The sequence below is a fragment of the Actinomycetes bacterium genome (assembly GCA_022396035.1).
Taxonomy (GTDB): Bacteria; Actinomycetota; Humimicrobiia; order Humimicrobiales; family Humimicrobiaceae; genus Halolacustris.
This window is the reverse complement of the sequence record JAIOXO010000001.1, coordinates 22,312-47,757: the sequence shown is the minus strand read 5'-3', so window position 1 is coordinate 47,757 and position 25,446 is coordinate 22,312. Positions and strand designations below refer to the sequence as shown.

General features: G+C 42.6%; 27 protein-coding genes. 25 read left to right on the top strand and 2 right to left on the bottom strand.

From position 1 onward, the window contains the following. Window positions 1–46 precede the first annotated feature (46 nt). The 24 genes from K9H14_00245 (at window position 47) to purH (ending at window position 21,517) form a co-directional block, all read left to right on the top strand. Window positions 47–1,009 (top strand): glycerate dehydrogenase, encoded by a 963-nt coding sequence (locus K9H14_00245; GenBank protein ID MCG9478627.1) that lies wholly within the window; start codon window positions 47–49, stop codon window positions 1,007–1,009. Between the two features lie 129 nt (window positions 1,010–1,138). Then, window positions 1,139–1,864: a Flp pilus assembly protein CpaB gene (gene cpaB / locus K9H14_00240; protein ID MCG9478626.1), complete on the top strand. Its 726-nt coding sequence runs from the start codon at window positions 1,139–1,141 to the stop codon at window positions 1,862–1,864. Between the two features lie 12 nt (window positions 1,865–1,876). Then, window positions 1,877–2,617: a hypothetical protein gene (locus tag K9H14_00235; protein MCG9478625.1), complete on the top strand. Its 741-nt coding sequence runs from the start codon at window positions 1,877–1,879 to the stop codon at window positions 2,615–2,617. Beyond that, a complete protein-coding gene (locus K9H14_00230) occupies window positions 2,610–3,743 on the top strand; it encodes a CpaF family protein (protein MCG9478624.1) in 1,134 nt (377 codons plus the stop codon). Before K9H14_00235 ends, K9H14_00230 begins: the two co-directional genes overlap by 8 nt. A gap of 2 nt (window positions 3,744–3,745) precedes the next feature. Next, a complete protein-coding gene (locus tag K9H14_00225; GenBank protein MCG9478623.1) occupies window positions 3,746–4,618 on the top strand; it encodes a type II secretion system F family protein in 873 nt (290 codons plus the stop codon). After that, window positions 4,615–5,466 carry a type II secretion system F family protein gene (locus K9H14_00220; protein MCG9478622.1) on the top strand — a complete coding sequence of 284 codons (852 nt, stop codon included), beginning with the start codon at window positions 4,615–4,617 and terminating at the stop codon, window positions 5,464–5,466. The genes K9H14_00225 and K9H14_00220 overlap by 4 nt, the downstream gene beginning before the upstream one ends. A gap of 22 nt (window positions 5,467–5,488) precedes the next feature. Continuing rightward, entirely contained in the window at window positions 5,489–5,686 is a 198-nt protein-coding gene (locus tag K9H14_00215; GenBank protein MCG9478621.1) for a hypothetical protein, read from the top strand. 20 nt (window positions 5,687–5,706) lie between these two features. Continuing rightward, entirely contained in the window at window positions 5,707–6,123 is a 417-nt protein-coding gene (locus tag K9H14_00210) for a pilus assembly protein (GenBank protein MCG9478620.1), read from the top strand. Further along, window positions 6,093–6,512 carry a hypothetical protein gene (locus K9H14_00205; protein MCG9478619.1) on the top strand — a complete coding sequence of 140 codons (420 nt, stop codon included), beginning with the start codon at window positions 6,093–6,095 and terminating at the stop codon, window positions 6,510–6,512. Before K9H14_00210 ends, K9H14_00205 begins: the two co-directional genes overlap by 31 nt. Next, a complete protein-coding gene (locus K9H14_00200) occupies window positions 6,512–6,862 on the top strand; it encodes a single-stranded DNA-binding protein (protein MCG9478618.1) in 351 nt (116 codons plus the stop codon). Before K9H14_00205 ends, K9H14_00200 begins: the two co-directional genes overlap by 1 nt. A gap of 144 nt (window positions 6,863–7,006) precedes the next feature. Further along, window positions 7,007–8,149 (top strand): HD-GYP domain-containing protein, encoded by a 1,143-nt coding sequence (locus tag K9H14_00195; protein MCG9478617.1) that lies wholly within the window; start codon window positions 7,007–7,009, stop codon window positions 8,147–8,149. Window positions 8,150–8,250: 101 nt separating this feature from the next. Next, a complete protein-coding gene (ychF, locus tag K9H14_00190) occupies window positions 8,251–9,321 on the top strand; it encodes a redox-regulated ATPase YchF (GenBank protein ID MCG9478616.1) in 1,071 nt (356 codons plus the stop codon). A gap of 17 nt (window positions 9,322–9,338) precedes the next feature. Next, window positions 9,339–10,262 carry a methyltransferase domain-containing protein gene (locus K9H14_00185; protein ID MCG9478615.1) on the top strand — a complete coding sequence of 308 codons (924 nt, stop codon included), beginning with the start codon at window positions 9,339–9,341 and terminating at the stop codon, window positions 10,260–10,262. 63 nt (window positions 10,263–10,325) lie between these two features. After that, window positions 10,326–10,976 carry a redox-sensing transcriptional repressor Rex gene (locus tag K9H14_00180; protein ID MCG9478614.1) on the top strand — a complete coding sequence of 217 codons (651 nt, stop codon included), beginning with the start codon at window positions 10,326–10,328 and terminating at the stop codon, window positions 10,974–10,976. An 18-nt stretch (window positions 10,977–10,994) separates the two neighbouring features. Next, window positions 10,995–11,855, top strand: a complete 861-nt coding sequence (locus K9H14_00175) for an LCP family protein (GenBank protein MCG9478613.1) — start codon at window positions 10,995–10,997, stop codon at window positions 11,853–11,855. Between the two features lie 76 nt (window positions 11,856–11,931). Next, complete coding sequence (locus K9H14_00170) at window positions 11,932–12,246, top strand: hypothetical protein (GenBank protein MCG9478612.1); 315 nt, start codon at window positions 11,932–11,934, stop codon at window positions 12,244–12,246. A gap of 55 nt (window positions 12,247–12,301) precedes the next feature. Further along, the gene (gene purB / locus K9H14_00165; GenBank protein MCG9478611.1) at window positions 12,302–13,603 is read left to right on the top strand and encodes an adenylosuccinate lyase; all 1,302 of its coding nucleotides are present in this window, start codon (window positions 12,302–12,304) and stop codon (window positions 13,601–13,603) included. Window positions 13,604–13,614: 11 nt separating this feature from the next. Further along, entirely contained in the window at window positions 13,615–13,872 is a 258-nt protein-coding gene (purS, locus tag K9H14_00160; protein ID MCG9478610.1) for a phosphoribosylformylglycinamidine synthase subunit PurS, read from the top strand. Then, window positions 13,865–14,587 (top strand): phosphoribosylformylglycinamidine synthase subunit PurQ, encoded by a 723-nt coding sequence (gene purQ / locus K9H14_00155; protein MCG9478609.1) that lies wholly within the window; start codon window positions 13,865–13,867, stop codon window positions 14,585–14,587. The genes purS and purQ overlap by 8 nt, the downstream gene beginning before the upstream one ends. Continuing rightward, a complete protein-coding gene (gene purL, locus K9H14_00150) occupies window positions 14,584–16,809 on the top strand; it encodes a phosphoribosylformylglycinamidine synthase subunit PurL (protein MCG9478608.1) in 2,226 nt (741 codons plus the stop codon). The genes purQ and purL overlap by 4 nt, the downstream gene beginning before the upstream one ends. 2 nt (window positions 16,810–16,811) lie before the next feature. Next, window positions 16,812–18,248 (top strand): amidophosphoribosyltransferase, encoded by a 1,437-nt coding sequence (gene purF, locus K9H14_00145; protein ID MCG9478607.1) that lies wholly within the window; start codon window positions 16,812–16,814, stop codon window positions 18,246–18,248. After that, window positions 18,235–19,287, top strand: a complete 1,053-nt coding sequence (purM, locus tag K9H14_00140) for a phosphoribosylformylglycinamidine cyclo-ligase (GenBank protein ID MCG9478606.1) — start codon at window positions 18,235–18,237, stop codon at window positions 19,285–19,287. The genes purF and purM overlap by 14 nt, the downstream gene beginning before the upstream one ends. Then, window positions 19,271–19,909 carry a phosphoribosylglycinamide formyltransferase gene (gene purN, locus K9H14_00135; GenBank protein ID MCG9478605.1) on the top strand — a complete coding sequence of 213 codons (639 nt, stop codon included), beginning with the start codon at window positions 19,271–19,273 and terminating at the stop codon, window positions 19,907–19,909. Before purM ends, purN begins: the two co-directional genes overlap by 17 nt. Window positions 19,910–19,912: 3 nt before the next feature. Next, on the top strand, window positions 19,913–21,517 hold the full coding sequence (gene purH / locus K9H14_00130; protein MCG9478604.1) for a bifunctional phosphoribosylaminoimidazolecarboxamide formyltransferase/IMP cyclohydrolase: 1,605 nt from the start codon (window positions 19,913–19,915) through the stop codon (window positions 21,515–21,517). A gap of 38 nt (window positions 21,518–21,555) precedes the next feature. Here the strand turns inward: purH and lon are convergent, their stop codons facing one another. After that, entirely contained in the window at window positions 21,556–23,919 is a 2,364-nt protein-coding gene (gene lon, locus K9H14_00125; protein MCG9478603.1) for an endopeptidase La, read from the bottom strand. A 264-nt stretch (window positions 23,920–24,183) separates the two neighbouring features. On the opposite strand from lon, the gene K9H14_00120 reads away from it, so the two are divergent. Beyond that, window positions 24,184–25,071: an ARMT1-like domain-containing protein gene (locus K9H14_00120; protein MCG9478602.1), complete on the top strand. Its 888-nt coding sequence runs from the start codon at window positions 24,184–24,186 to the stop codon at window positions 25,069–25,071. On the opposite strand, the gene K9H14_00115 is transcribed toward K9H14_00120, so the two are convergent. Further along, complete coding sequence (locus K9H14_00115) at window positions 25,068–25,406, bottom strand: metallopeptidase family protein (protein MCG9478601.1); 339 nt, start codon at window positions 25,404–25,406, stop codon at window positions 25,068–25,070. The two genes, K9H14_00120 and K9H14_00115, sit on opposite strands and share 4 nt — an antisense overlap. Between the last annotated feature and the right edge of the window lie 40 nt (window positions 25,407–25,446).

The following is a 25,446-nucleotide window of genomic DNA, read 5'->3' as shown; positions in this document are numbered from 1 at the left end:
TATGCCGGGGCTTTTGTTTTATAATATTTACTGATTGTAAATATAGATGAAGGCAGTTATGGATATAATCTTTTTAGACTCTGATACTATTTCCTTAAATCAAGATATAGACTTCAAGCCCCTGCGGGAACAGGGTAATCTGAAGCTTTTTTCAATTTCTAACCAGGATAATCCGGCAGATTATGTCCGGGATGCGGAAGTAATAATTACCAACAAAATAGTGATAAATGCAGATACTATCCGCCGGCTTGAAGCTTTGAAATTAATCTGTGTTATTGCTACCGGCTACAATAATGTAGATACTTCAGCAGCCAAAAAATACAACAAACTGGTTGCTAATGTACCGGGTTATGCCCAGCATTCAGTAAGCCAGCATACATTTGCGCTAATACTTAACCTGGCTACCAGTTGCTGCCGGTACGCCGGGGATGTAAATGGAGGCCTGTGGCAAAAATCCCGAACTTTTAATATGCTCTCTTATCCAGGATTTGAGTTGTATGGCAAAACCATTGGAATCATAGGCTTTGGAACTATCGGGAGGGCAGTAGCCGGGATAGCGGAAGGTTTTGGCATGAAGGTATTGGCCCATGATGTTGGGGATATTTCAGATACCGGGTACAGCAATACTGAATTCGAACAGCTTATAAAGGAGTCCGATATAATATCCTTGCACTGTCCTTTAACCGATAAAACCCGTGATCTCATTTCTGCAAGGGAATTTGGGATGATGAAGAACACAGCAATTATTATTAATACCGCCAGGGGCGGCATTATAAATGAACAGGATTTAGCCAGTGCTCTTAAACAGGGCCAGATATCCGGTGCAGGGATAGATGTATTAGGCCAGGAGCCTCCGAAGGACCGGATATCTTTGCTGAGAGAAAGCAGTAATATAATGGTAACCCCCCATTGTGCCTGGTCAGCCAGGGAAACAAGGCAGAGGCTGGTAGATATTACTTCCAAAAACATCCAGGCATTCAGGCAGGGCCATCCGGTCAACCTGGTTTAGACAGCCTGTAATACCCATAAACAAATCTTAAAAAACATTAAATATTTTTGCCTGCCATAAATTTTGATTTATCTATTTACATAAATGTCTAATTATATTAATATAGTAATACATAAAAGGATAAATTATATGAAAAGCAGAGCGACTCTTATAATAAAACAAAAAATATTAGCAATACTGTTCTTATCAGTAGCGGCAGTAATAGGGATATTTATGTTCTGGTATATTAATAATCTGAGATCCAAGATACCCCAGAATGAAAATCTACAAAAAGTGGTAATTGCCGGCAGGGATATTGCTGCCGGGCAGATTATCCAGGATTCTATGCTGCAGGTTCAGGGCATCCCTTCAGCCATATCCAGCGAGAGGGCCATCAGGGACCCGGAAAAGGCGGTTGGAGAGGAATGTTTGAAAAACATAAGCCGGGGGGAAATAATATATAGCGAATTTATCTCAGGGCAATCGCCGAAAAGCAGCAGCGGGTACAGCTCTTATATCCCTCAGGGAAAAAGGCTGGTAACTGTCCCCGTAACTTTTTACGGGCCCCCCGATTTGCTTCAGCCAGGCCAGAACATAGATATGGTTTCTGTTTATTATCAGCAGGCTTCCGGCGATATGGTACCGGAGACAGTAATTTCCCGGAAAGAAATAGTAATGGTTAGCAGGGGGCAGGATAATCCAGGCCAGAACCAGGAATGGTTTATTGAAGACAGCCAGGTGCCTGAATCCCCGGGCCCAACCGGGTGTGTAGTATCCATATATGTTACCGGGCAGGAAGCAGAAACAGTGTTTTTGGCATTGGAAAGAGGGACTATCAATTTATCCCTTTGTCCCGAAGAAATATTTAATTATTAGAAAGGTTTTAACATGGAGGGCAAGAGTATACTATTTACCGGATCCAAAGGCGGCTGCGGATGCAGTTTCCTCAGTTACAGTGTAGCCGCATATTACGCACTGAAGAAAGAAAAAAATATACTTCTGATGGATCTGAGTCTGGGCTCATTTGCCAGCAGGATTATCTTTGGCTTGGAAGAAAAACAGGTAAAAGACCTGGGGGATGTACCCAGGGGTATTAAAGATATTGATATAACCCTGTTAAAAAACCTAGTTATAAATACTGAATTCAGCCTGAATATTATATTGCCCCCGGTAAATCATAGCTGCTATGCTGATCTGCCGGATATGGGCAGCTTCTTAAAAGAACTGGAAAAATATTTCCAGCTGATAATAATTGATATGCCAATTTTTTGCCTGGACTTTACGGGATGGGAACTGTTAGGGCAACAGGATAAGATTTCCCTGGTTTCCAGTCCTTCACTGATGTCGGTTAAGAACCTTAATGGCATTTTATCAGGGCTTAGCGGCCTGAAGGCTGACCTGCCCATAGATCTGGTTATAAATAAATACAACCTGAAACCATGTTTATCTCCGGCCTTAATCAACAGTTATATTAATTATCCCATTAAAGCATTCATTCCTTATGACCGGGATATAGAGTATTTATTTCTGAATCAGGGTCCAACCCATATATTCAAATACAATTTAAGAATAACCAAGAGCATTGCCAGTTTTGCTGATTCAATTTATGAGGAATTAGACCATGTATAAAACACTGATAGAGAAAATAGATTTTAAACACCTGAAAAAGCTGAACCCGGAGCAGAGGCTGGAGAAGATAGAGACTGAGGTAAAAGAGATAGCCCGGAAGGAGAAGTTAATAATAACTGAAAAGAAAATATCATCGGTAGCCGAAGAAATTTATCTGGATAGCTTTGAGTTCGGCCCCATAAGCCCTTTAATAGAAGATGATGAAGTTACGGAAATAATGATAAACCATCACCATGAAGTGTATGTAGAGAAAAATAGCTGCCTGGTAAAAACCGGCATTTGTTTCAGGGACAATGCCCACCTTAGAAATATTATTGATAAAATTCTAAGCCCGCTGGGGTTAAGGGTTGATGAAAGTTCACCCATGGTTGATGCCAGGTTGAAAAACGGTTCCCGGATTAACGTGGTTATCTCTCCGGTATCTATTGAACCGGTAGTGGTTACCATAAGAAAATTCAGGCAGAATATCATGGGTATAAAGGATTTGGTTGACCTGGGAATGTTAGACGCCGATATTGCTGATTTTCTAAAACGCCATGTAAGGCGTAAGGCAAATATAATAATTTCAGGAGGAACCTCAACCGGCAAAACTACTCTGTTAAATGTGCTCTCCAATTTTATTTCTCCGGCCGAACGGGTGATTACTATTGAAGACACCCTGGAACTTAAGCTTAATATTCCCCATGTAATAAGGCTGGAATCCAAGCCCCCCAATATTGAGGGCAGGGGTGCGGTTACCATAAGGCAGCTGGTAAAAAATTCATTACGTATGAGGCCGGACCGGATAATAGTGGGGGAGATAAGGGGGCCGGAAGCAATAGATGTTCTGCAGGCAATGAATACCGGCCATAACGGGTCCCTGTCTACCCTGCATGCTAATTCATCTGTGGATATGTTATCCAGGCTGGAAACCCTGCTGTTGATTAATAATTTAAACCTGACCCCATCTTCGGTAAAAAGAATAATAGCTTCATCTCTTGATCTGGTGGTTCACCTGGAGAAAAGGGAGAAAAAGAAGAAAGTAGTTACCATAAGCAGAATTTTCTTTTCCCCGGAACGGGGCAATTTGAATATAGAGGATGTATACAGTTGTGAAGGGATAAACAAGTTAACCGAGTGTGAATAACTATGGATTGTTTTATTAAAAATATAGAGAATCTACTTCTTCCGGCTATGGCAGCATGCCTGGTTATCCTGCTCTATGCTGCATTAAAAAACCTTATTTTGAGCAAAAAATTAAAGGCGGGTACCGGAACAGGCCCTTCTTCTGGCTACAGATTTAATCCGGCTGCGGCAGCCGGAATATATATAAGGAGAAAAAAGGTTTTTTCAGGCTTGGGGCTGCTGGTACTGGCAGGTGTTTTTATGGTCTTATTCAGACATCTGGTTTTTTCTTCTTTGCTGGCGGTTTGCATCATGCTGGCAATCGATGAATTTTTAATGGGAATAAAAAGAAAAGAAAATGATGCGCTGCATTTACAGACAATCAGCTTTATCAGCTATATGATACTTATGCTTAAAGCCAAGAAAACGGTAAGGCAAATATTTAAAAGTTACCTTGGGCAGGCTAAAAAACCCCTGAAGGTCCATCTGGAGATTATGGTAAACCAGCTCCAATTAAGTGTGCCCCTGAACCGGGCCCTGGATAACCTGTATGTAAGGTGTGAGAGCAGAGAAATAAAGTTGCTGGCCAGCGCCCTGAAGATAAATGACAAAATTGGGGGTAATCTGGTGTTTATCCTGGAGAATATAAGTAGATCGCTCAAGCATAGTTTACAGGCTAAATCCAAAGTTAGTACCCTGACTATCCAGAGTAGATTCTCGGCTACCATAATCTCCCTTTTCCCAATAGCAGCCCTGACCGGCCTTTATTTTTTAATGGAAGATATGGTTAAGGATTTCCTGGATAGCGGGTTTTCCAATATTGTCCTAACTATAGGAGGGCTGCTGGAGGTAGCAGGAATTATTGCCATTAAAAAGGTAGTGGGGAGGTCCGGTTGATAGCAGTTTTAATTATCCTGTATTTAGTTATGTACGGTTGTTTATGGGCAGCTGTAAATATGGGCAGCAGGTTAAAACCAGGCAGCAGTCCCGGGACCGGGCGGACCATGATGCTAAAAAAAATAAATAAATTGGCGGCAGGACTGGGCAGATTGTGGTTTGGCAGGCTCTCTGTAGAAAGGAGAAAAAGACTTAATGGCAAATTAAATAAAATAAACAAAATTGAGGTTCAATCTTTTTTAGGCTATAAGATGCTTATTTCTATTTTACTTATGCTGGCTCTGCTGTTATTGGTGCCTGGACTTATGGCTAAAATTGGCCTGGGTGTTGCCGGGCTGTTTGCAGGATACTTATTACCCGATGCAATACTGGGCTATGAAATTAAAGCTAGAAACCGGGATATAGTCCTGGATTTACCCTATATTCTGGACCTATTGTACATATCTACCCTGTCCGGCCAGAACATCTATAGATCCATGCAAATTATGGTAAAAAATTATGAGGGTAAGATATGCGGAGAATTTAAAAAATTTATACAGAATATAAATTTAGGGCGGGGTAAAAATGAAGCTTACCGGCAGTTAATAGACTCCCCCAATCCCTCTCAGTTTAAAGATACTTTAATGCTTTTGAATACTGCCGAGTCCTGTGGTTCCAATATATCAGAAATTCTAAGGCAGAAATCTGAACAGCTTAAATTTGAAATATCCCAGGAGGCGGAAAGGAAATCAAGAAAGGCTTCCCTGCTTATGCTTTTTCCACTGGCCTTAATGATCCTGCCGTCATTTGTGATTATGGTGGGGGGTCCCCTGTTATTTTCTTTTGGAAGCGATTTTGTAAATTTTTAATCATGAAAGGAGGTGATGATAGTTGGTAAAAAAATCAGGAAAGGAGGTGAAAATGATAAATAAGGCAAAACTATTTTGCCAGAAAGGACAGTCAACACTGGAATATGCGCTGGTGGTGGTAATAGCAGGTATCATCAGTGCTGTTCTTGTATCGGTAGGCAAACCGATGGTTATTGACATCATATCCAAGGTATTTGGAAAAATAGCAGAAATGGTATGAGAAAAGGAGGGACAGCTAAAATGCATACAAAGGAACATTGGGGCCAGGCATCTCTGGAAATGGTTCTGGTTATGCCCATGCTTTTCCTGGTGATTTTAGCTGTCTCTCAGCTGGGGCACATGGTTTATGTGCAGAATACGGTTGAACAGGCCAGCCGGGAAGCGGCCAGGGTTATGGCCACCAGCAATGCCAGGGATGAAGCCAGAAGAAGGGCAGAAGCAGTATGCTCGGATCTGGGTAAGGGGAGGCTGGCTGTTGAAATTATCTGCCCTGGCCGCAAGGGTGTGGACATAGGTGATTTCGTAACCGTAAAAGTGGCATACAGTTATGGGGGAATAGCCAATATTGTTGAAAAAATATGGAAAAAACCGGTATATATAGAATCAAGCAGTATGATGAGGATGGAATGCATAAACAGAGAGGAAATATATCATTAATTATTCTGGCGGCAGCAGGTATCTTAATATTATTGCTGGTGCTGCTGTTTGACCTGTGCCAGATATTTAAGGCCAGAGAAAGAACCAAGAATGCCTCAGATTCTGTGGTGCTGTCAGTGTCCCAGAACCTTTTATACTTTGACAGAAATCACTGTATGGAGGTTGCTGAAAATGTGGCCCGTCAGCACGACTGCCGCCTGGCCTATCTGGAAATTGAATACGACTGGGTGCAGGCAGCAGTAGAAAAACAAATTGGTCTGATGCTGGTTGATAAATTTATTTCAGGTGCAGAACGCATTCGTTCTGTATCCAAATCCCGGGTAATATATCCCTGGGACTATGGGTTTAACTATTGTGATTATTATAAATTTGATTATAGGGAGGATTAATGGATGATTTAAACCGGACATTTATACTGGGCAACCTTACCAGGGATCTGGAACTCCGGTATACCGAAGAGGGTACAGCTTATACTGAATTAATTATAGCTGCCAACAAGCGGTGGAAAAACCCGGGTGGAGAGAGCAGGGACAGCGTGGAATTTATAAAGGTTACCTGCTGGTCCGCACTGGCTGAAAATTGCGCAAACAGCATACACAAGGGGGACAGGATAATGGCAGTAGGACATATAAGGTACAGGGAGAAAAAGGAAGAGGAACATTTTTCCGGGGTTTCCCTGATAGCCGATGCTGTGGCTGCCAGCCTGGAGTTTAACCAGCTGGTTTTAGCTAACGGTTAGAGTATGGATAGTGACAGGGCGCGGGGCTATCTGGAAATTATTTTGTTAAAATTGTAGCAATATAAGTATCAATCCTTTATAATTTAGAACAGTTGTTTGGTTACCATCTACCTCTTTTTCAGGAGCCATAGTTGAAAGGCTGAAATGGCAAAAACTAGACTAAAGATAATCCTTTATTCGGTTCTTGCAGGAGTGCTGGTGTGGTTAACAGATGAAGTGATTGATTACTTTGTCTATTATCACCAGACCATGTCTTTTTTGGACCTTATAATTTTCAATATTCCCCGCCACGAGCTGCTTATGAGGGTTATAATTGTGGCCTCTTTTATTGTTTACGGGATTATAGTGTCCAATTATGTGGTTCACTCTCAAAAAATGCAGGACAGGGCCAAAAACCTGGCCAAGTTTCCCTTAGAAAACCCCAGCCCTGTACTTAGGGTAAACAATGAAGGAAGGATATTGTTTTGCAATCCCTGGGGGATGCAGGTTTTAAAGAAGTGGGAGACCAATATAGGAGGATTTGTTCCGCAAGACTGGAGAGGCTGGATTAATCAATCTTTTGCCCAGCAAAAATATAAAAGCAGGGAAATTTCAATTAAGGGTAAAACCTACCTGTTGAACATGGTCCCCATAACTGATAGCGATTATGCCAATATATACGGGGCCGATATAACCGGGCTGAAGCTGGCAGAGGCTGAAAAAGAAAAACAGCTGAAGCTGGATCTGCAGCAGACCATTGAGACCATAAGTGATATTGTGGAAACCAGGGATGCTTACACTGCGGGCCACCAGAGGAGGGTATCCCAGCTGGCGGAAGCCATAGCCATTGAGATGGGATTGAAAAAAAATCAGGCTGAAGCCATAGCCCAGGCGTCCATGCTGCATGATTTGGGGAAAATATCCATACCATCATCTATTTTAAATAAACCCGGAAGGCTGAGTGATATTGAAATGTCCCTTATAAGGTCACATCCGGAAGAAGCGAACCACATACTCAAAAAGAACAAGAGTATGGATTACTACCGGAAGATAATACTGCAACACCATGAGCGGATGGACGGCTCAGGCTACCCCAATAAGCTGAAAGGAGAACAGATAATGATGGAGGCAAGAATTATGGCAGTGGCTGATGTAGTGGAAGCCATGATCTCTCACCGGCCCTACAGGGCTGCCCTGAGCCAGGATCAGGCTTTGGAAGAGATAAGAGCTAACCGGTCTATATTATATGATGGACGGGTAGTGGATGCCTGCATCAGGGTGATAGAAGAAGAAAAGTTTAGGTTTTAACATGTATTCCCTGCTGCAAACAAGGTACTGCAGGTATAATTGACATACCATTTTAAACTTACTATTATTGGACTGTTTTACAATAAATTATTTTTAATAACATGCAGGTTGGAATTATTGGCTTACCCAATGTGGGTAAGTCTACTATTTTTAATGTTATCACCAAAGCAAATGCAGAGGTTGCCAACTATCCTTTTTGCACCATAGAACCAAATACCGGTGTAATAAGTGTGGTAGATAATTATTTGGAGCAATTGTCTGAAATTTGCGGTTCAAAAAAGATGACCTATGCCTCCATCCAGTTTATGGATGTAGCCGGCCTGGTAAAGGGGGCCAGCAAGGGTGAAGGCCTGGGCAATAAATTTTTATCCCATATCAGGGCTGCAGACATAATTGCCCATGTGGTAAGATGTTTTACCGATACCAATATTGCCAGCGAAAGCCCCCCTGATCCGGTGGGGGATATTGCTACCGTAAATACCGAGTTGCTGCTTGCTGACCTGGAGGTACTTAACCGGCAGAAGGAAAAACTGAAATCACTGGCCAGGACCGGGGATAAAGAGTCTGGCAGGCTCCTGGAGTTTGCGCAGGGCCTGATTGCAAAATTAAACCGGGAAGAAAGGCCGGATTTATCAAATTTGGGCCAAAGCCAGTCATCTTTTTTAAATCAGCTGGACCTGTTAAGCTTAAAGCCGGTACTGTTTGTAGCCAATATGGATGACAGCCAGGAAAGCAAGGAATTATACCGGGAGCTGGCAGAGCAGGTAGGAGAACAAAATACAGTACAGTTTTATGCCCAGCTGGAGCAGGAGCTGATTGATATGGAAGTTTCAGAAAGGAAGCAGTATATACAAGAGCTGGGAATTGAAGGCGGCCCCCGCCCACTGGTGGCCAGCTGTTATAATCTATTGGACCTTATAACTTTTTATACCTTAAATAAGAATGAAGCCAGGGCCTGGTCGCTAAACAGGGGAAAAAAAGTTACTGAAGCAGCGGCCAGGGTGCACAGCGACATGGAGAAGGGGTTCATCAAGGCTGAAGTTATAGGGGCAAAACAGCTGTTGGAGACGGGTTCTTTTTCCGCAGCCCGGGAAACCGGCAGGCTGCGTATAGAGGGCAGAGATTATATAGTTAGCGACCGGGATGTAATCCAGATAAGGTTCTCGGTTTAAGCAGGGAGAAAAATAAATTGTCCATAAGGCGTTCAGATTATGAAAATTATGATTACCGCGAGTTCTGGAGTGGTGAAAAGAGGCTGTATGAAGATTGTTCGGAAAGACTGGCCTTAAAAAAACTTATTACCGGAACAGCCGGGGACGATGCTGTATTTGCTGATGTGGGTTGTGGTTACGGAAGGCTTTTCAGCCAATATGCAGGGTTTTCTTCCATATTGCTTATAGATTACTCCATGAATAATCTTAGGAACGCAAAACAGAGAATAAGCAAATATCTTGGTCCAAAACAGGAAAAACTGGAATCGGTTCATTTTATTGCTGCCGATGCTACCAGGCTGCCGCTAAAACCGGATACAGTAGATATGCTGCTTTCGGTAAGGCTGGTCCACCACCTGTCCCGGCCGGAGCTATACTTTGAGCAGGTTGCCAGGGTACTCAGGCCAGGGGGGACCTATATATTAGAATTTGCCAATAAAAGGAACACCAAGAATATACTCAGGGCAATGGTGGGTAAAATGGATACTTCGCCTTTCAGCCTTACTCCCTCGCGGATAGGGGAGACCATCCAGAATTACCACCCCCGCTACATGCTCAATTTACTGAAAGAAAATGGCCTTAAACCGGTAAAGCTGCTGAGTGTATCCAATTTCAGGCTACAGGTGTTAAAAAAGATATTTCCCCTGAAGGCATTGATGTTTATGGAAAATTTCTACCAGAACACCCTGTCTTTTATCAGCCTGGGACCTAGTATTTTTCTAAAGGCGAAAACCGGCAAACCAGGCAAGAAAGCAGGCCCCAGGCGGCTGGAGGATATGCTGTGCTGTCCTGCATGCGGACAAGAAAAAATATTCATTGGCCAGGGCCAGGCTATCTGCCAAAACTGCCAGAGAATTTATAAAATAGAGGATGGCATCTATAATTTTAAAAATGTGGAATAGATATTGTAAAAGTGGTAACACTTTGTTACAATTATGCTACAAACTTAATGGAGAGTTGTTAATATGAGCGAGATTATTGAGCAAAAAATTTATTCCGAGGGGGTTATTTCCCGTCTTTCACAGTACCTGAAATATATTGTACAGCTGAAAGAATTGGGCAAAAGGACGGTTACCTCCAAAGATATAAACCGTAACACCAAGATTAACAGTGCCGAGGTTCGCAGGGACCTTATTTATTTCGGGATTAAAGGCAAGAGAGGGGTAGGTTTCAATATTGATGAGCTTATATTAGCCTTTAACCGCATACTGGGCTATGATAAGGTAGTCAGGCTGGTGCTCATAGGTGCCGGAAACCTGGGGAAAGCCATACTTAACTATAAAATGTTAAACCGTTTCGGGTTTAAAATTGAAAATGTTTTTGACAATGATTCCCGGGTTATAGGAACCACTATCTCTGAGCACAAGATCCTGGATATATATAAGATTAAAGAGATTATAACCGAAAAAGATATTGAGATAGCCATACTTGCCGTGCCGCCGCATTCAGCCCAGAGGGTTACCGATATGCTGGTGGATTCAGGGATTAAGGTAATTATTAATTATACTTCTGTACCGGTAAAGGTACCTCCCCATATCAATATACAGACTACAGATCCTATTGAAAAATTGTTGCATACTCTGTATTATTTATCCCATATCGGTTACGCCAAATAATAAACCAAAAGTAATTCTATGAGTAAAATTAGAGGCTGCTTCATAACCTTGCTAATAATTATCTTTCTGGCTGCAGTGGTTATGCTTGTAGTCTGGCTGGCAGACAACCAGGATCAGGCAAACGGCAGCTCCAATATCCTATCACCTTCCAGGGATTTGCTTTTTTTAGGGGTGGATGAGCGGGAAGGCAGCAGTGAATTTGTAGGCAGGACAGATACCATACTCATATTCCATATCGGTAACTGGGGACAGAAAGACAGCCTGATATCCATACCCAGGGACACCCGGGTGGAGCTGGAAGGCCACGGTTATGCCAAGATAAATGCTGCCTATGTCTACGGAGGACAGGATATGGTGATACAGGAAATAAGAGAACTTACAGGGATAGATATAAATAAAGTAATGATGGTCAATTTCGATGCTTTTAAAAGCATTATTGATATACTGGGGGGAGTAACCATTGAAGTTACCGAGCCATTGCATGATCCCCTGTCAGGTGCTGATTTTGAGCCGGGTACCTATAATATGGATGGGGAGCAGGCCCTATCTTATGCCCGCTGCAGGGCTACCGCCAGGGCAGACCTGGACCGGGTAGGCAGGCAGCAGCAGCTGCTGGGTGAACTGATTAAGCAAAAGGTGGGCCTGGCCACCATCATAAAGGCACCCCAGATTATAAGGGTACTGAGCCAGGAGGCGGTTACCGGCTTTAGTATTGGTGATTATATAGCAATGGGGATGGTCATGTTTTTATCTTCTGAGGATATAAACAGGCTTACCATACCTACATCCGGTGCTAATATTGACGGCATCAGCTACCTGATTGCTGACCCTGTACAGGTGAGGGAATACCTGAGCCAGTACATGGAGCTTGATTATTAATAGTCATTAAAGTTTTGCTTTTCTTTATGATAATATAAAGGGTAAATTAAAAATTATAAGAGTGAAGGTGGTGAAAGTGGCAGCAAATGCACCCATAAGTATAGCCAATCTGTCTATGCTGAGTGAAAATGACAAATTTTTAATACAGGTGTCCAAAAAATCCAAGAACCTGGAATCCTTTTTAAAAAATGATATTCCCTCCAAAGACAAAGCGTGGATGCCAGACCTGAAAAGCTGGGAAATAAACAAGAAATGGCTTCTTAAAGTAAGCGATATCTGCAGGGATGAGTATGACCAAGTATTTTTTGATTTCAATGAAGACCTCTATGATTTGAATGATGCTGGTAATTACCAGCAGTTCAGGGAAAAAATCATAGAAGATATGATGTAATAAAATCATTGGTCTGTTATAATTCTAATTTCATTTAAAGTAGGCAGGGGTAAACATGATTCCAAGATATACCTTGAAAGAAATGGGAGCTGTTTGGGAAGAGGAAAATAAGTTTACCAAATGGCTTCAGGTAGAAATTGCGGTAGCCAGAGCTCAGGCAGAGATGGGAATAATACCGGAACAGGCCGCAAAGGATATTGCCAATAAATCCAAATTTAATTTAGAGGATATTAACCGCATCGAGTCCAAAACTCACCATGATGTGATAGCTTTTCTAACCAATGTATCTTCAAATATCGGCGATTCATCCAAGTATCTGCACTATGGGCTGACTTCATCTGATGTGGGTGATACCGCGCTTTCCTTACAGATACTGGATGCCATAAATATTATAGATAAAAAGATACGCAAATTTACGGTTATGCTAAAGGAAAAGGCGCGCCAGTATTCACATACGGTAATGGTGGGAAGGACCCATGGAATTCATGCTGAACCCATAACCTTGGGGCTGAAATTTGGTTTATATGCTTTTGAGATGGAGAGAAATTTTGACCGGCTTATGCAGGCCAGACAGGTTATCGGTGTAGGCAAGATATCGGGAGCGGTGGGAACTTATGCCAATACTTCTCCTGAGCTGGAAGAAAGGGTCTGCAGTCTTTTAGGGCTGGAAAATGCCCCTATTTCCACCCAGGTACTGCAGAGGGACAGGCATGCCCAGTTGATATCGGCTCTGGCCATAACCGGGGCAACCCTAGAAAAAATTGCTCTGGAGGTAAGAAATCTGCAGAGGACTGATGTAAGGGAAGCCGAAGAGCCGTTTACCAAGGGGCAGAAGGGGTCTTCAGCTATGCCCCATAAGAAAAACCCCATACTCTGTGAAAGGATATGCGGGTTGGCCAGGATCCTGCGGTCCAATATGGTTGTTGCCACCGAGGATATAGCTTTATGGCATGAAAGGGATATATCCCATTCATCGGCGGAGCGGATAATAATACCCGATAGCTTTATATTGCTGGACTACCTGCTGGAAAAATCCTATTTTGTTGTAGACCAATTAAAAATTTATGAATCCAATATGTGCCGGAATTTGATGAAGTACGGGGGAATAATATTTTCGCAGAGGGTGCTTTTAAAGCTGATAGAAAAGGGCTTGAGCAGGGAAGATGCTTATGCCCTTATACAGAAAGAGGCACTGGATGCCTGGGAAAATGAATCAAGCTTTAAGGATAATATTTTGGATAATAAAGCTATATCTAAATATATGAACCAGGATGAAATTGAAAAAATATTTGATGTAAACTATCATCTGCGTTATATTGATAAAGTTTTAAACAGGCTGGACAGTATAAAAATATAGAGGAAATAAGTATGTTAAAAGTTGATGTTTATGTTACCTTGAAAAAAGAAATCCTGGACACCCAGGGGCTGGTCATAAAAAAGGCTATACCCCAGATTGGGTATCATAATGTAGAGCAAGTCAGATTCGGAAAATATATACAGCTAGAAATAGATGACAGCGGCAAATCAGAGGAAGAAATTACCGGGGAGATAGAATATTTATGCGATAAGCTGCTTTCAAACCCTATTATTGAAGATTTCAGGTATGAGATAAGCAGAGATGAATAATCAGAAAACCAAATTTTCCATCGTTGTTTTCCCGGGGACCAATTGTGAGCACGATTGCTATTACGCCTTAACCCATGTGCTGGATGCAGAGTGCAGTTATGTATGGCATCAGGATACCCGGCTGGGAGATTGTGACGCAGTAATACTGCCCGGAGGGTTTTCTTATGGAGATTATTTAAGGAGTGGAGCAGTAGCCAGGTTTTCCCCCATAATGTCTGCAGTCAGAGATTTTGCCCAAAAAGGGGGAATGGTTATAGGTATCTGTAATGGCTTCCAGATATTGCTGGAAGAGGGAATGCTGCCCGGGGCTATGCTTGAGAATAATAGCCTCAAGTTTATCTGCCGCCAGGTATGGCTCAAGATTGAGAACAATCAGACACCGTTTAGCTGTGGTTATGGTTTAGGAGAAGTAATACGTATGCCCATAAGGCATAATGAGGGCAATTACTACATAAACAGCAGTGGATACCGGGACCTGCTGGAACATAACCAGGTAATCATGCGTTATTCAGATAAAAACGGCATCACTTCCGCTAAATTCAATCCTAATGGCTCAGTGGGAAATATAGCCGGCATATGTAACCGGGATTTTAATGTTTTTGGGCTGATGCCCCACCCGGAAGCCGCCTGTGAAAAGATACTGGGTTCAGATGACGGCAGGGGCATATTCAGCTCCATGATAGATTACATTATCAGTTCAGGAGCAAAGGTATAATTTTGGGCATAGATACGGATAAAAAATACAAAAACCTTGGGTTAAGTGAAGACGAGTATAATAAAATTGTTGATTTTTTGGGCCGAAAACCTAATTACCTGGAATTGAGCATTTACTCGGTTATGTGGTCAGAGCACTGCAGCTATAAAAGTTCCAGGGCCTGGCTTAAAAAATTAAAAACTGAGGGCAAGTATGTGCTGCAGGGACCCGGCGAAAATGCCGGGGTTCTGGATATTGGGGACGGACAGGCCATAGTAATGAAAATAGAGTCCCATAACCATCCTTCGGCGGTGGAGCCATACCAGGGGGCGGCTACCGGTATCGGGGGAATTATTAGGGATATTTTTGCCATGGGTGCCCGGCCTATATGCAGTTTAAATTCTTTGCGTTTCGGCAAGCTAAATTCAGGTGAGCGGGTTAAATACCTTTTTGAGAATGTGGTAAAGGGCATTGGCGATTACGGAAACTGCATGGGCATACCCACAGTCGGCGGTGAAGTTTACTTTGATTCCACCTATGAGGGAAACCCGCTGGTAAATGCGATGAGCGTGGGTTTGGTACAGCAAGATAAGCTTATAAAATCCAAAGCTTTTGGCGCAGGCAATTACATTGTACTTATAGGTTCGGCCACCGGCAGGGACGGTATTCACGGGGCAACCTTTGCCTCGGATGAACTTGATGATGAATCTGAGTCAAGGCGTCCTTCGGTTCAGGTAGGGGATCCATTTACTGAAAAGGTGGTTCTGGAGGTATGCCTGCAACTGCTGGAAAAAGAATTAATTTTAGGGTTACAGGATATGGGGGCTGCAGGCATCACCAGTTCTACGGTAGAGATGGCCAGCAAGGGCGGCGTAGGTATTGATATTGATGTCAGCAAGGTACCTCTAAGGGAGCCAAGCATGGTTCCTTATGAGATTATGATTTCAGAATCCCAGGAAAGGATGGCTGCCCTGGTGCACCCATCAAAGTTTTCCCGGATAAAGGAGATCTGTGACCGCTGGAATATAAACTGTGCCCGGATTGGCACTGTAACCGAGAATGGATTATACAGGATATTTAATGGTTCCAAACTGGAGGGCCAGATTCCGGTAGAAACATTAACCGAAAAAGCTCCCTGCTACCACCATTCCCACCGGGAACCCGGGTACTTGAAACAGGTATCTGGTAACCAGCCGGATAACCAGCAGTATGAGGATTTGCTAAAGCAGCAGGGCGTAAATGAAATATTTATTAATATGATTAAAGCTCCCAATATTTGTTCCAAAAAATGGGTGTGGGAACAGTATGATAATATGGTACAGGCCAATACTGTAGTGCTGCCGGGCAAAGATGGTGCGGTGGTCAGGATAAAAGGTAAAGACAAGGCACTGGCCTTTACTACTGACGGAAATGGAAGGTACTGTTATCTTGATTCTTACACCGGCAGCATGATTGCAGTGGCTGAAGCGGCCAGGAACCTTGTATGCTGCGGGGCTGTACCCATGGGTATAAGTGACTGCTTAAATTTTGGGACTCCTGAAAAACCGGGTATATTCTGGCAGTTTAAAAGCTGTATAGAGGGCATGTCAGAGGCATGCCGGGTACTGGATATACCGATTATAAGCGGTAATGTGAGCTTCTACAATGAAAATTATTCCAAGGCCATACATCCCACTCCGGTAGTGGCTATGGCCGGTCTTATAACCGGGCTGGATAAAATTGTAACCATGGATTTTAAACAGCAGGGTGATATTATTATGCTGTTGGGAGAAAACCGTAACCAGATGGGCGGCAGTGAATTTGAAGAGGTGTTCTGGGGCAAAGTTGCCGGCAAATGTCCTACCCTGGATATACAATTTGAAAGCAGGCTCCAGCAACTTTGTTTGAACCTGGTATCAGGGGGGCTTTTACAGTCAGCCCATGACTGTTCGGTAGGAGGGCTGGCAGTTGCTTTAGCCAAATGCTCCATTGGAGGAAATATAGGGGCCAGGATTAATATTGATGAAGTGGATAAAAATATTTTAAAAACCCTGTTTAATGAAAGCCAGTCCAGAATAGTTATCAGTATTAAGGATTCGCTTCTTGACCAGGTAAAAAAAGTGTGTGCAGAATATGGCATACCCTGCCGGGTACTGGGTACGGTGGGCGGAAAAAGTTTTAAGATAAATGAAGATATCAACCTAAGATTAAATGATATCAAGGCTTTATTCGAAGAAAGCATAGCTTTGATTATGTCTAAATAAATATGATAATGCTAGACCAAAAAATTAAAGAGGAATGCGGGGTTTTTGGAATTTATGCCCCTGATAAAAATGTGGCAGAGATTATTTTTTACGGCCTCCAGGCTTTACAGCACAGGGGCCAGGAAAGCGCAGGTATAGCTGTATCGGACCGGGAAAATATCCTTATTTTCAAGGATCTGGGGCTGGTTTCGCAGGTATTTAATGAAAAAAATTTAGCCCCTCTTCAGGGCCATTTAGGTATAGGCCATACCCGGTACAGTACCAAGGGTAAAAATATATGGAAGAATTCTCAGCCGCTTTACAGGATGTTTAAGGGAGAAAGTTTTGCCCTGGCCCATAACGGTAATTTAATAAATTCAGAGCAGCTAAGGAAGCAGTTAACCGCCAGGGGTGCTGTCTTTGAGACCAGCACTGATACCGAGGTTATTGCTTCCCTTATAGAAAATTCCAGTAAAGATAATATTGAAGATGCTATCAGGGAGACTACTGAGAAAATAAGGGGCTCCTATTGTCTGGTGATATTAACCAGAGATAAGGTTATGGGTATCAGGGATCCATTCGGGTTCAGGCCTATGGTTTTAGGGAGCATGGAGGGTAACTATGTGCTGGCTTCAGAAACCTGCGCTCTGGATATAGTGGGAGCAGAACTTATAAGGGAAATAGATCCCGGGGAATTTCTCATAATTGATTCCAACGGGCTAAGGTCCCAGATGCTTTTACCGGTAGACCGTAAATCTATGTGTGTTTTTGAGCTTATCTATTTTGCCCGGCCTGACAGCTATATAAATGATAAGAATATGTTCGAGGTAAGGCATAGGATGGGACAGGAGCTGGCCAAAGAATCCCCGGCCGATGCCGATATAGTAATCTCTGTTCCTGATTCCGGTACCCCTGCGGCTATAGGTTATTCTGCTTATTCTAAAATTCCTTTTGCTGAAGGGTTTATCAAAAACCGGTATATCGGAAGAACTTTTATCCAGCCCAGTGAAGAGATTAGGGAAATAGGGGTAAGGCTTAAACTCAATCCCTTAAAAGATATCATCAGGGGTAAAAGGCTGGTAGTAGTTGATGATTCCATAGTCAGGGGCAATACTTCCAAGCAGATAGTGAAGATGCTTTATAATGCAGGTGCCAAGGAAATAAATATGAGGATAAGCTCTCCCCCCTTGCTCTATCCCTGCTATTACGGCATTGATATGGCTACTAAGAAAGAATTCATTGCTGATCATAAAACAGTTGAAGATATAAGGAAATATTTGAAAGTAGATAGCCTGAAATACCTGTCCCTGGACGGGCTTATGAGGGCTATAGGAGAGTCGGAGCAGGGTTTTTGCCTGGCATGCTTTGATGGCCGATATCCGGTACAGCTGCCTAAAAATTTTAAATTTGATAAAAATTCACTGGATACAAAGAAATTTGTACACAATGCCAGACTATAAAGAAAAAAATTCTTATAGAAAATCAGGAGTGGATATAGATAAGGCTGCAGAAACCTTAAATGCTGCCAAACAGTCCATTACCTCTACCTTTTCAGGGCAGGTGCTAAATGACCTTTCTGCCTTTGCAGGCTTATATAAACCTGATCTTGAGCAGGTAGACAACCCGGTACTGGTTTCCTCAACTGATGGAGTAGGAACCAAGCTTCTTTTGGCCAAGAAACTTAATGACTATACCCGAATCGGCCAGGACCTGGTAGGGATGTGCATAAATGATATCCTCTGCTGCGGAGCAAAACCTTTGTTCTTTTTGGATTATATTGCCTGTGGCAAAATAGATAAACAGGTAATAACTGCAGTAATCAAATCCATTTCCGACAGCTGCAAAAAATGTGACTCTGCATTAATTGGGGGAGAAACTGCAGAAATGCCGGGAATGTACCAGCCGGATGAGATAGACCTGGCAGGATTTGCAGTGGGGATTGCTTCACAGGAAAAGATAATAAAACCGGATATGGTTGATTGCGGGGATATTATAGTAGGGATAGGCTCTTCTGGCCTGCACAGCAACGGTTATTCACTGGTAAGGCAAATAATAAAGGAGTCCAGCCTGGAGCTGGACCATATTTACTTTGAAAACAGGACTCTGGCCCGGGAAGTGCTGGAGCCCACCAGGCTGTACTGGCCTCTGCTAAAACAGGTTATCCATAACCAGCAGATACCGGTGCATGGAATATCCCATATAACCGGCGGAGGTTTCTATGAAAATATAAACCGGGTGATACCTTCCGGCATGGATGCTAATATTAAGGAAGGCAGCTGGCCGGTAAAACCGGTTTTTCAATTTTTGATGGATAGCGCAGATTTGGACAAACAGGAAATGTACCGGGTGTTTAATATGGGGATAGGGCTGGTTCTTATTGTTGGCAGCTCATATCTTGGAAGGATAAAAAGTATTGCTGAAAGCACCGGAGACACCGTTTATAATATAGGCTGTATCGGAAAGGGAAAAGGAAAGGTAAAGATTGAGTTCCAGCAGTAAACAGGCCAAAAAACTGGCAGTGTTTGCTTCAGGCTATGGCTCTAACCTGGCTGCTATTATCCAATATCTGGATAACCATTCTATAAATGCAAGTTTAGCTTTAGTATTCAGCGACAATCCGGAAGCGTATGCTCTAGAAAGGGCCAGAAAGCATAATATAAAAACCTGCGTAATGGAGCCGGAGGATTTTAAGAGCCGCCAGGATTATGACCAGAACATTGCCGGGGTAATGGAAACAGAACAGGTAGACCTTATAGTTCTGGCAGGTTTTATGCTGCTGTTAAGCAGCTGGTTTGTAGACCGTTTTAAGAACCGTATTATGAATATACATCCTTCCCTCCTTCCTTGTTTTAAGGGTATGCATGGAATAAGCGATGCCTTTAATTATGGGGTAAAGATTACCGGGGTAACTGTACATTTTGTGGATGGCAAGCTGGATCACGGCCCCATTATTTTACAGAAAGAGGTCCCGGTGGATCAGGCCGATACACTCAGCAGCCTGGAAGAAAAGGTTCACAAAGTCGAACATAAGCTGTACCCGGAGGCTATAAGGTTTTTCTGTGAGGACAGGCTGCAGATAAAGGAAAGAAAAGTAATTATAACCGGCATAGAAAAGGAGTAAGTCATGTCAGCAAAAATAAGAAGGGCACTGATAAGTGTATCCAACAAACAGGGGCTGGCAGATTTTGCCACAAGTTTACAAAGGCACGGGGTTGAAATATACTCTACCGGAGGCACCTTTAAGTATCTGGTAAAGCATGGGATTAGCGTAAAGAAGGTGGAGGAGATCACCGGATTTGCCGAGATGCTGGATGGCAGGGTTAAAACCCTGCACCCATATATCCACGGGGCATTGCTTGCAGACAGGAACAACTCAGACCACATGAAGCAGGCAGAAGATTTGAAACTGAAGCTTATAGATATGGTGGTGGTAAATCTGTATCCGTTCAAGGAAACTGTATCCAGGCCCGGGGTAAGCCTGGCTGAAGCGGTAGAAAATATAGATATTGGAGGCCCCACCATGATAAGGAGTGCTGCTAAGAATTATAAAAGTGTGGCAGTGGTGGTAAATCCTGTTGATTACAATTCCATAATCAGTGAAATGGATAGCCGGGGAGGCTCTATTGGTGAGGATACATTGTTTAAGTTATGTACCAAGGCTTTCAGTCATACCTACCGGTATGATGGGGTAATTTCTAACTACTTCAGCCGTTTGGGCACTAAATATACCGCCGAATTCAGAGACAGTGAAGGAAACTACGGCGACCGGGTAGATATTAGTCTGGAAAAGATACAGGATTTAAGATACGGGGAAAACCCCCACCAGAGGTCAGCTTATTACCGTTACCAGGACAGCAGGAAAGACAGTCTGGTAAATGCAGAGAAGCTGCAGGGAAAAGAGCTCTCTTATAATAATATACTGGACGGAAATGCCGCTTTTGCAATAGTTAGAGAATTTCCAGAAATTTGTGTATCAGTAATAAAGCATAATAATCCCTGCGGAGCTGCTATAGGGGATTCTGTAAGCCAGGCTTACCAGAGAGCTTACAGCACGGATCCGGTTTCAGCTTTTGGGAGCGTGGTTGCTTCCAACCACATCTGGACCCTGCAGGCAGGTGAGTTTATAGCGGATAAATATGTAGAGGTTTTGATAGCACCGGGCTTTGAGCCACAGGCTTTAGAGTTGCTTAAGGAGAAAGAAAATCTTAGGATACTGAAGGTTGATTTTAACCTTGACCGGTATCTTGGAGACCTGAATAAAGGCATGGTAAGTCCGGTAGATATTAAGAGTGTTGATGGAGGAATGCTGCTCCAGGATTGGGATGCTGGTATTGAGGGCAGAGAAGAAATGAAAGTGGTTAGCAGGGTCGAACCTACAGACAGCCAGTGGCAGGATTTATTGTTCGGCTGGCAAATTGTTAAGAGCGTAAAATCAAATGCAATTGTTCTGGCTTCAGAAAGGAAAACCGTAGGCATAGGGGCGGGGCAGATGAGCAGAGTTGATTCAGTAAGAATAGCCATTGACAAGTCATTGGGGAAAGCTTCTGGAACCTGCCTGGCTTCTGATGCATTTTTCCCTTTCAGCGATGCGGTTACTATGGCTGCAGAAGCAGGGATTAAAGCTATAATCCAGCCTGGCGGTTCAGTAAGGGACCAGGAAGTAATTGAGGCCTGTAATGAGCACAATGTGGCCATGGTGTTTACCGGAAGAAGGCATTTCAGGCATTAAATATAGTAGAGCCCCTAAAAAATAGGGGCTCTATTTGATTAAAACACATTTACTACAAAGGGATCGGACTGCAGGGTATTTTTAACTACATCATCTATATTATCTACAAATATAAGTTCCAGATCTTTTATAATATTGGCCGGAACTTCTTCCAGATCCTTTTTATTCTTGGCAGGCAGTATTACTTTGGAAAGCCCTGCTCTTTTGGCTGCCAGAAGTTTTTCTTTTAAACCTCCTATGGGCAGAACTCTTCCCCTTAGCGTTATCTCTCCGGTCATGCCTACATCTCTTTTCACCGGGATCCCGGTGAAAGCTGATACCAGGGAAGAGGTTATGGATACTCCTGCCGATGGGCCGTCTTTGGGTATGGCTCCCGCAGGTACATGAATATGTATATCCGACTTGCCGAAAAGTTCATCGTCTATACCAAAATCCCCGGCTCTTGATCTAAGGTAGCTCCTGGCTGCTTTAGCTGATTCCTGCATCACGTCCCCCAGTTTACCGGTAAGTATAAGTTCTCCCTTACCGCTGTAGTAGGTGGACTCTATAAGGATTATGTCTCCGCCTACCGGGGTATAGGCCAGTCCGGTGGCAACCCCTATCTTGTTTTCTTCTTCTATTTCGCTGGGCTGCACCTTGGAAACCCCCAGGTAATTTCTAACCTTTTTGGCGGTTATATTTTTAGGGTACTCTTTGCCCTCAACTATTTCCCTGGCTACCTTCTTGCATATATTGGAAATCTCCCGTTCCAGGTTCCTTACTCCTGCTTCTCTGGTATATTCTTCTATTATCAGCAATATGCCTTCTTTCCTGAATTTTACGTCATACTGCTCCAGTCCCTGTTCCCGGAGCTGCTTGGGAATCAGGAATTTTTCAGCTATAAATACCTTCTCTTCAGAGCTGTAGCCTGGTATTTCTATTACCTCCATTCTGTCCCTTAAGGCAGGATGAATGGTATCCAATATATTGGCAGTAGTAATAAACATAACATTGGACAGGTCAAAGGTTACTTCCAGGTAATGATCCCTAAAAGAGTTATTTTGTTCAGGATCCAGTACTTCCAGCAGGGCCGAGGAAGGGTCGCCCCTGAAATCAGCGCCCACTTTGTCAATTTCATCCAGCATGAACAGTGGATTACTGGTACCTGCCTGTATCAAGCCCTGGATTATCCTTCCCGGCAGTGACCCCACATAGGTTCTTCTGTGGCCCCTGATTTCGGCTTCATCTCTTACTCCGCCAATGGACATCCTTATAAATTTTCTGCCCATGGCTTTGGCAATTGACTGCCCCAGGGAGGTTTTACCTACACCCGGAGGCCCTACAAAGCATAGTATGGGACCTTTGGTGGTCTTACCTTTTAGTTTTCTAACTGCCAGGTAATCAAGTATATGTTCTTTTACCTTTTCCAGGTCATAGTGGTCGCCATCCAGGACCTTCCTGGCTTTTTTAAGATCTAAGATGTCCTTGGTTTTTTCTGACCAGGGTATATCCAGCATGGTATCCACATAAGTCCTTACATATGAATATTCCGGAGACATGCTGGGAATAGTTTCCAGCCTTTTGACCTCTTTTTCGACCTTTTCCCTGGCTTCCTTGGGCATCTTTTTCTTCTTAAGCTTATCCCTGTATTCCTTTATAAGGGCAACACTCTCATCGGATTCTCCCAGCTCATTCTTTATAGCTTTCAGCTGCTGCCTCAGATAATATTCCCTCTGGGTTTTTCCTACTTCTTTTTGTACTTTATCTCTAATCTGTGACTGGACTTCGAATTTTTTTAGCTCTTCAGTCAGATAATCGGTTAATTTCTTTAATCTTGCTTTAAGATTCATTTCTTCCAAAATAGACTGCTTCTGCCTGGTATCAGGAAGAAGGTAAGACGCAAAAAGATCTGCCTGAACTTCAGGTTTGGATATATTGGTTGCTGCTACTACAAAAGCAGTTGGAAGGGGTATACCCAGTTGAATAAACTTTTCCACCTGCATCCTTACTGTAGTATTGAGATTATCCAATTCCTCGTCCTGGTCAAAGGGCTCATCTTCCAGAACTTCTATTGAAGCCCTGAAGTATTTTTCAGTCTGGGTATAATATTTAACCTTGACCCTGGTAATTCCCTCTACCACGCATTTGATTTCATCTTCAGAGCTTTCTACTACCTGCTTCAGCACGCAGGCAGTACCTACCTCATAGAGGTCTTCTTTGTTAACCATTTCCTTATTTTCTTCTTTTTGAGCTACTACCACTATCATCTTGTGTTCTTCGGAGGCGTTCTTTACCGCTTCTATGGATTTAGGCCTTCCTACTATCAACGGGGTAGAAAGATATGGAAACACCACGCTGTTTTTCAAGCTTAATAGTGGAAGCTCCTGAGGTATCTTTAATTTTTCTTTGCTCTCTTCAGCCATAATTTATATCAACTCCTAATTCTAATTTTACACCATATTGCAATTTGCCACTAACCTAAAGGAATTATCCGGCCAGTGCAAACATAAAAATATTTTACCTTGCTATTATAACAGATATTAATGTTAAACACCAAATTAATTACTATTATGAGGAAAAATATTTTTCACTTAAAGTGAAACTTAGGAAATTATATTAGTTATGTTAACTAATGTCAAACATGTTGTATAATAAAGCATCCGGATTTAAGAAATAGAGGAGAGAATATGAAAACATATATTGATTGCATACCCTGTAATATTGAGCAGTGCATAAATACGCTGAACATATCCGGGGTCAGTAAAAAGATAAAGAGACAGACTGTTTCTGAATTACTGAACAGGCTCCAGCATGTGGATTACAACCTCCCTCCTGCCTATAATTCAGATCTGGCCTACCAGGTTTGCAGGGAGATTACTAAAATAAATGATCCTTATAAGAAACTAAAAAAAGAATATAACCAGATGGCTCTAAATATCTATCCCCGGTTAAAAAAACTGGTGGAACACCATCCCTACCCCATGTATATGGCGGCAAAAGTAGCCGTAGAGGGCAATATCATTGATTTAGGCATCAGTGTCAATAAGGGTAAAAAAATAGATTTTGATAAGATTCTGGAAGAAATAGAAAGCGCACCCCTTGCAGCTGATGATTTTTCTGAATTTAGCAGAGAGTTAAAAAAAGCCAAAAAAATATTGTATATAGGTGACAATGCGGGAGAGATAGTTTTTGACCGGGTATTTATAGAAGAGCTGGTTAAACTGAAAAAGAATGTTGTATTCTCGGTTAAGTCTGGGCCGATTATAAATGATTCCACCATGGAAGATGCCAGACAGGCTGGCATACATCATCTGGTAAAAGTAATAGAGACCGGATCAGACCGGTCGGGAGTCAATTTCAATTATATATCTGATGAATTTTTGCAGGCATTCAGGGACTCAGATATTGTAATAAGCAAGGGTCAGGCAAACTTTGAGTGCCTGGACGAGATTGATAAGAATATATATTTTATATTAAAAGCCAAATGTGATTTGGTAGCCAAGCGCCTTAAAGTAAACTACCTGGATGTGGTGCTGGTAAAAAAGAGAGACCAGTGGGGAAAGAAAAAGGTTTAATATCCCAGTTCCTTAAGCCGGTTGTCGTCTAATCCAAAATAATGGCCAATTTCATGAAGTATGACCCTTCTAATGTTTTTTTTAATATCCTGGTGGGTTCTGCTTACTTTTTCTATGGCTTTCTTATAAATAGTTATTTTATCCGGAAATACGTACTTCTTACCTGCACGCCTGGTAGCGGGGACCCCCTGGTATAGTCCCAGAATAAGCCTGCCTTCTGCATCTATATCTGAATCATCTATTACCAGGCCAATATTCTTTATTTTTTCCTGAAAGTTAAGGGGAAGGTTTTCCACTACTTCCAGAACTTCTGCTTCAAAATCTTTCAGATCCATGGCCTTATTGTAAGCTTTTAGAGCTTAAATTTAAATACAT

Coding starts and splice junctions, on each gene's coding strand:
- purB (MCG9478611.1), top strand. CDS start 12,302: ATGATTCCAAGATATACCTTGAAAGAAATGGGAGCTGTTTGGGAAGAG.
- K9H14_00210 (MCG9478620.1), top strand. CDS start 5,707: ATGCATACAAAGGAACATTGGGGCCAGGCATCTCTGGAAATGGTTCTG.
- purH (MCG9478604.1), top strand. CDS start 19,913: ATGTCAGCAAAAATAAGAAGGGCACTGATAAGTGTATCCAACAAACAG.
- K9H14_00120 (MCG9478602.1), top strand. CDS start 24,184: ATGAAAACATATATTGATTGCATACCCTGTAATATTGAGCAGTGCATA.
- purM (MCG9478606.1), top strand. CDS start 18,235: ATGCCAGACTATAAAGAAAAAAATTCTTATAGAAAATCAGGAGTGGAT.
- K9H14_00200 (MCG9478618.1), top strand. CDS start 6,512: ATGGATGATTTAAACCGGACATTTATACTGGGCAACCTTACCAGGGAT.
- K9H14_00180 (MCG9478614.1), top strand. CDS start 10,326: ATGAGCGAGATTATTGAGCAAAAAATTTATTCCGAGGGGGTTATTTCC.
- K9H14_00225 (MCG9478623.1), top strand. CDS start 3,746: ATGGATTGTTTTATTAAAAATATAGAGAATCTACTTCTTCCGGCTATG.
- K9H14_00205 (MCG9478619.1), top strand. CDS start 6,093: ATGCATAAACAGAGAGGAAATATATCATTAATTATTCTGGCGGCAGCA.
- cpaB (MCG9478626.1), top strand. CDS start 1,139: ATGAAAAGCAGAGCGACTCTTATAATAAAACAAAAAATATTAGCAATA.
- purF (MCG9478607.1), top strand. CDS start 16,812: ATGATAATGCTAGACCAAAAAATTAAAGAGGAATGCGGGGTTTTTGGA.
- K9H14_00115 (MCG9478601.1), bottom strand. CDS start 25,406: ATGGATCTGAAAGATTTTGAAGCAGAAGTTCTGGAAGTAGTGGAAAAC.
- K9H14_00245 (MCG9478627.1), top strand. CDS start 47: ATGAAGGCAGTTATGGATATAATCTTTTTAGACTCTGATACTATTTCC.
- K9H14_00175 (MCG9478613.1), top strand. CDS start 10,995: ATGAGTAAAATTAGAGGCTGCTTCATAACCTTGCTAATAATTATCTTT.
- K9H14_00195 (MCG9478617.1), top strand. CDS start 7,007: ATGGCAAAAACTAGACTAAAGATAATCCTTTATTCGGTTCTTGCAGGA.
- ychF (MCG9478616.1), top strand. CDS start 8,251: ATGCAGGTTGGAATTATTGGCTTACCCAATGTGGGTAAGTCTACTATT.
- purQ (MCG9478609.1), top strand. CDS start 13,865: ATGAATAATCAGAAAACCAAATTTTCCATCGTTGTTTTCCCGGGGACC.
- K9H14_00235 (MCG9478625.1), top strand. CDS start 1,877: ATGGAGGGCAAGAGTATACTATTTACCGGATCCAAAGGCGGCTGCGGA.
- K9H14_00230 (MCG9478624.1), top strand. CDS start 2,610: ATGTATAAAACACTGATAGAGAAAATAGATTTTAAACACCTGAAAAAG.
- purS (MCG9478610.1), top strand. CDS start 13,615: ATGTTAAAAGTTGATGTTTATGTTACCTTGAAAAAAGAAATCCTGGAC.
- lon (MCG9478603.1), bottom strand. CDS start 23,919: ATGGCTGAAGAGAGCAAAGAAAAATTAAAGATACCTCAGGAGCTTCCA.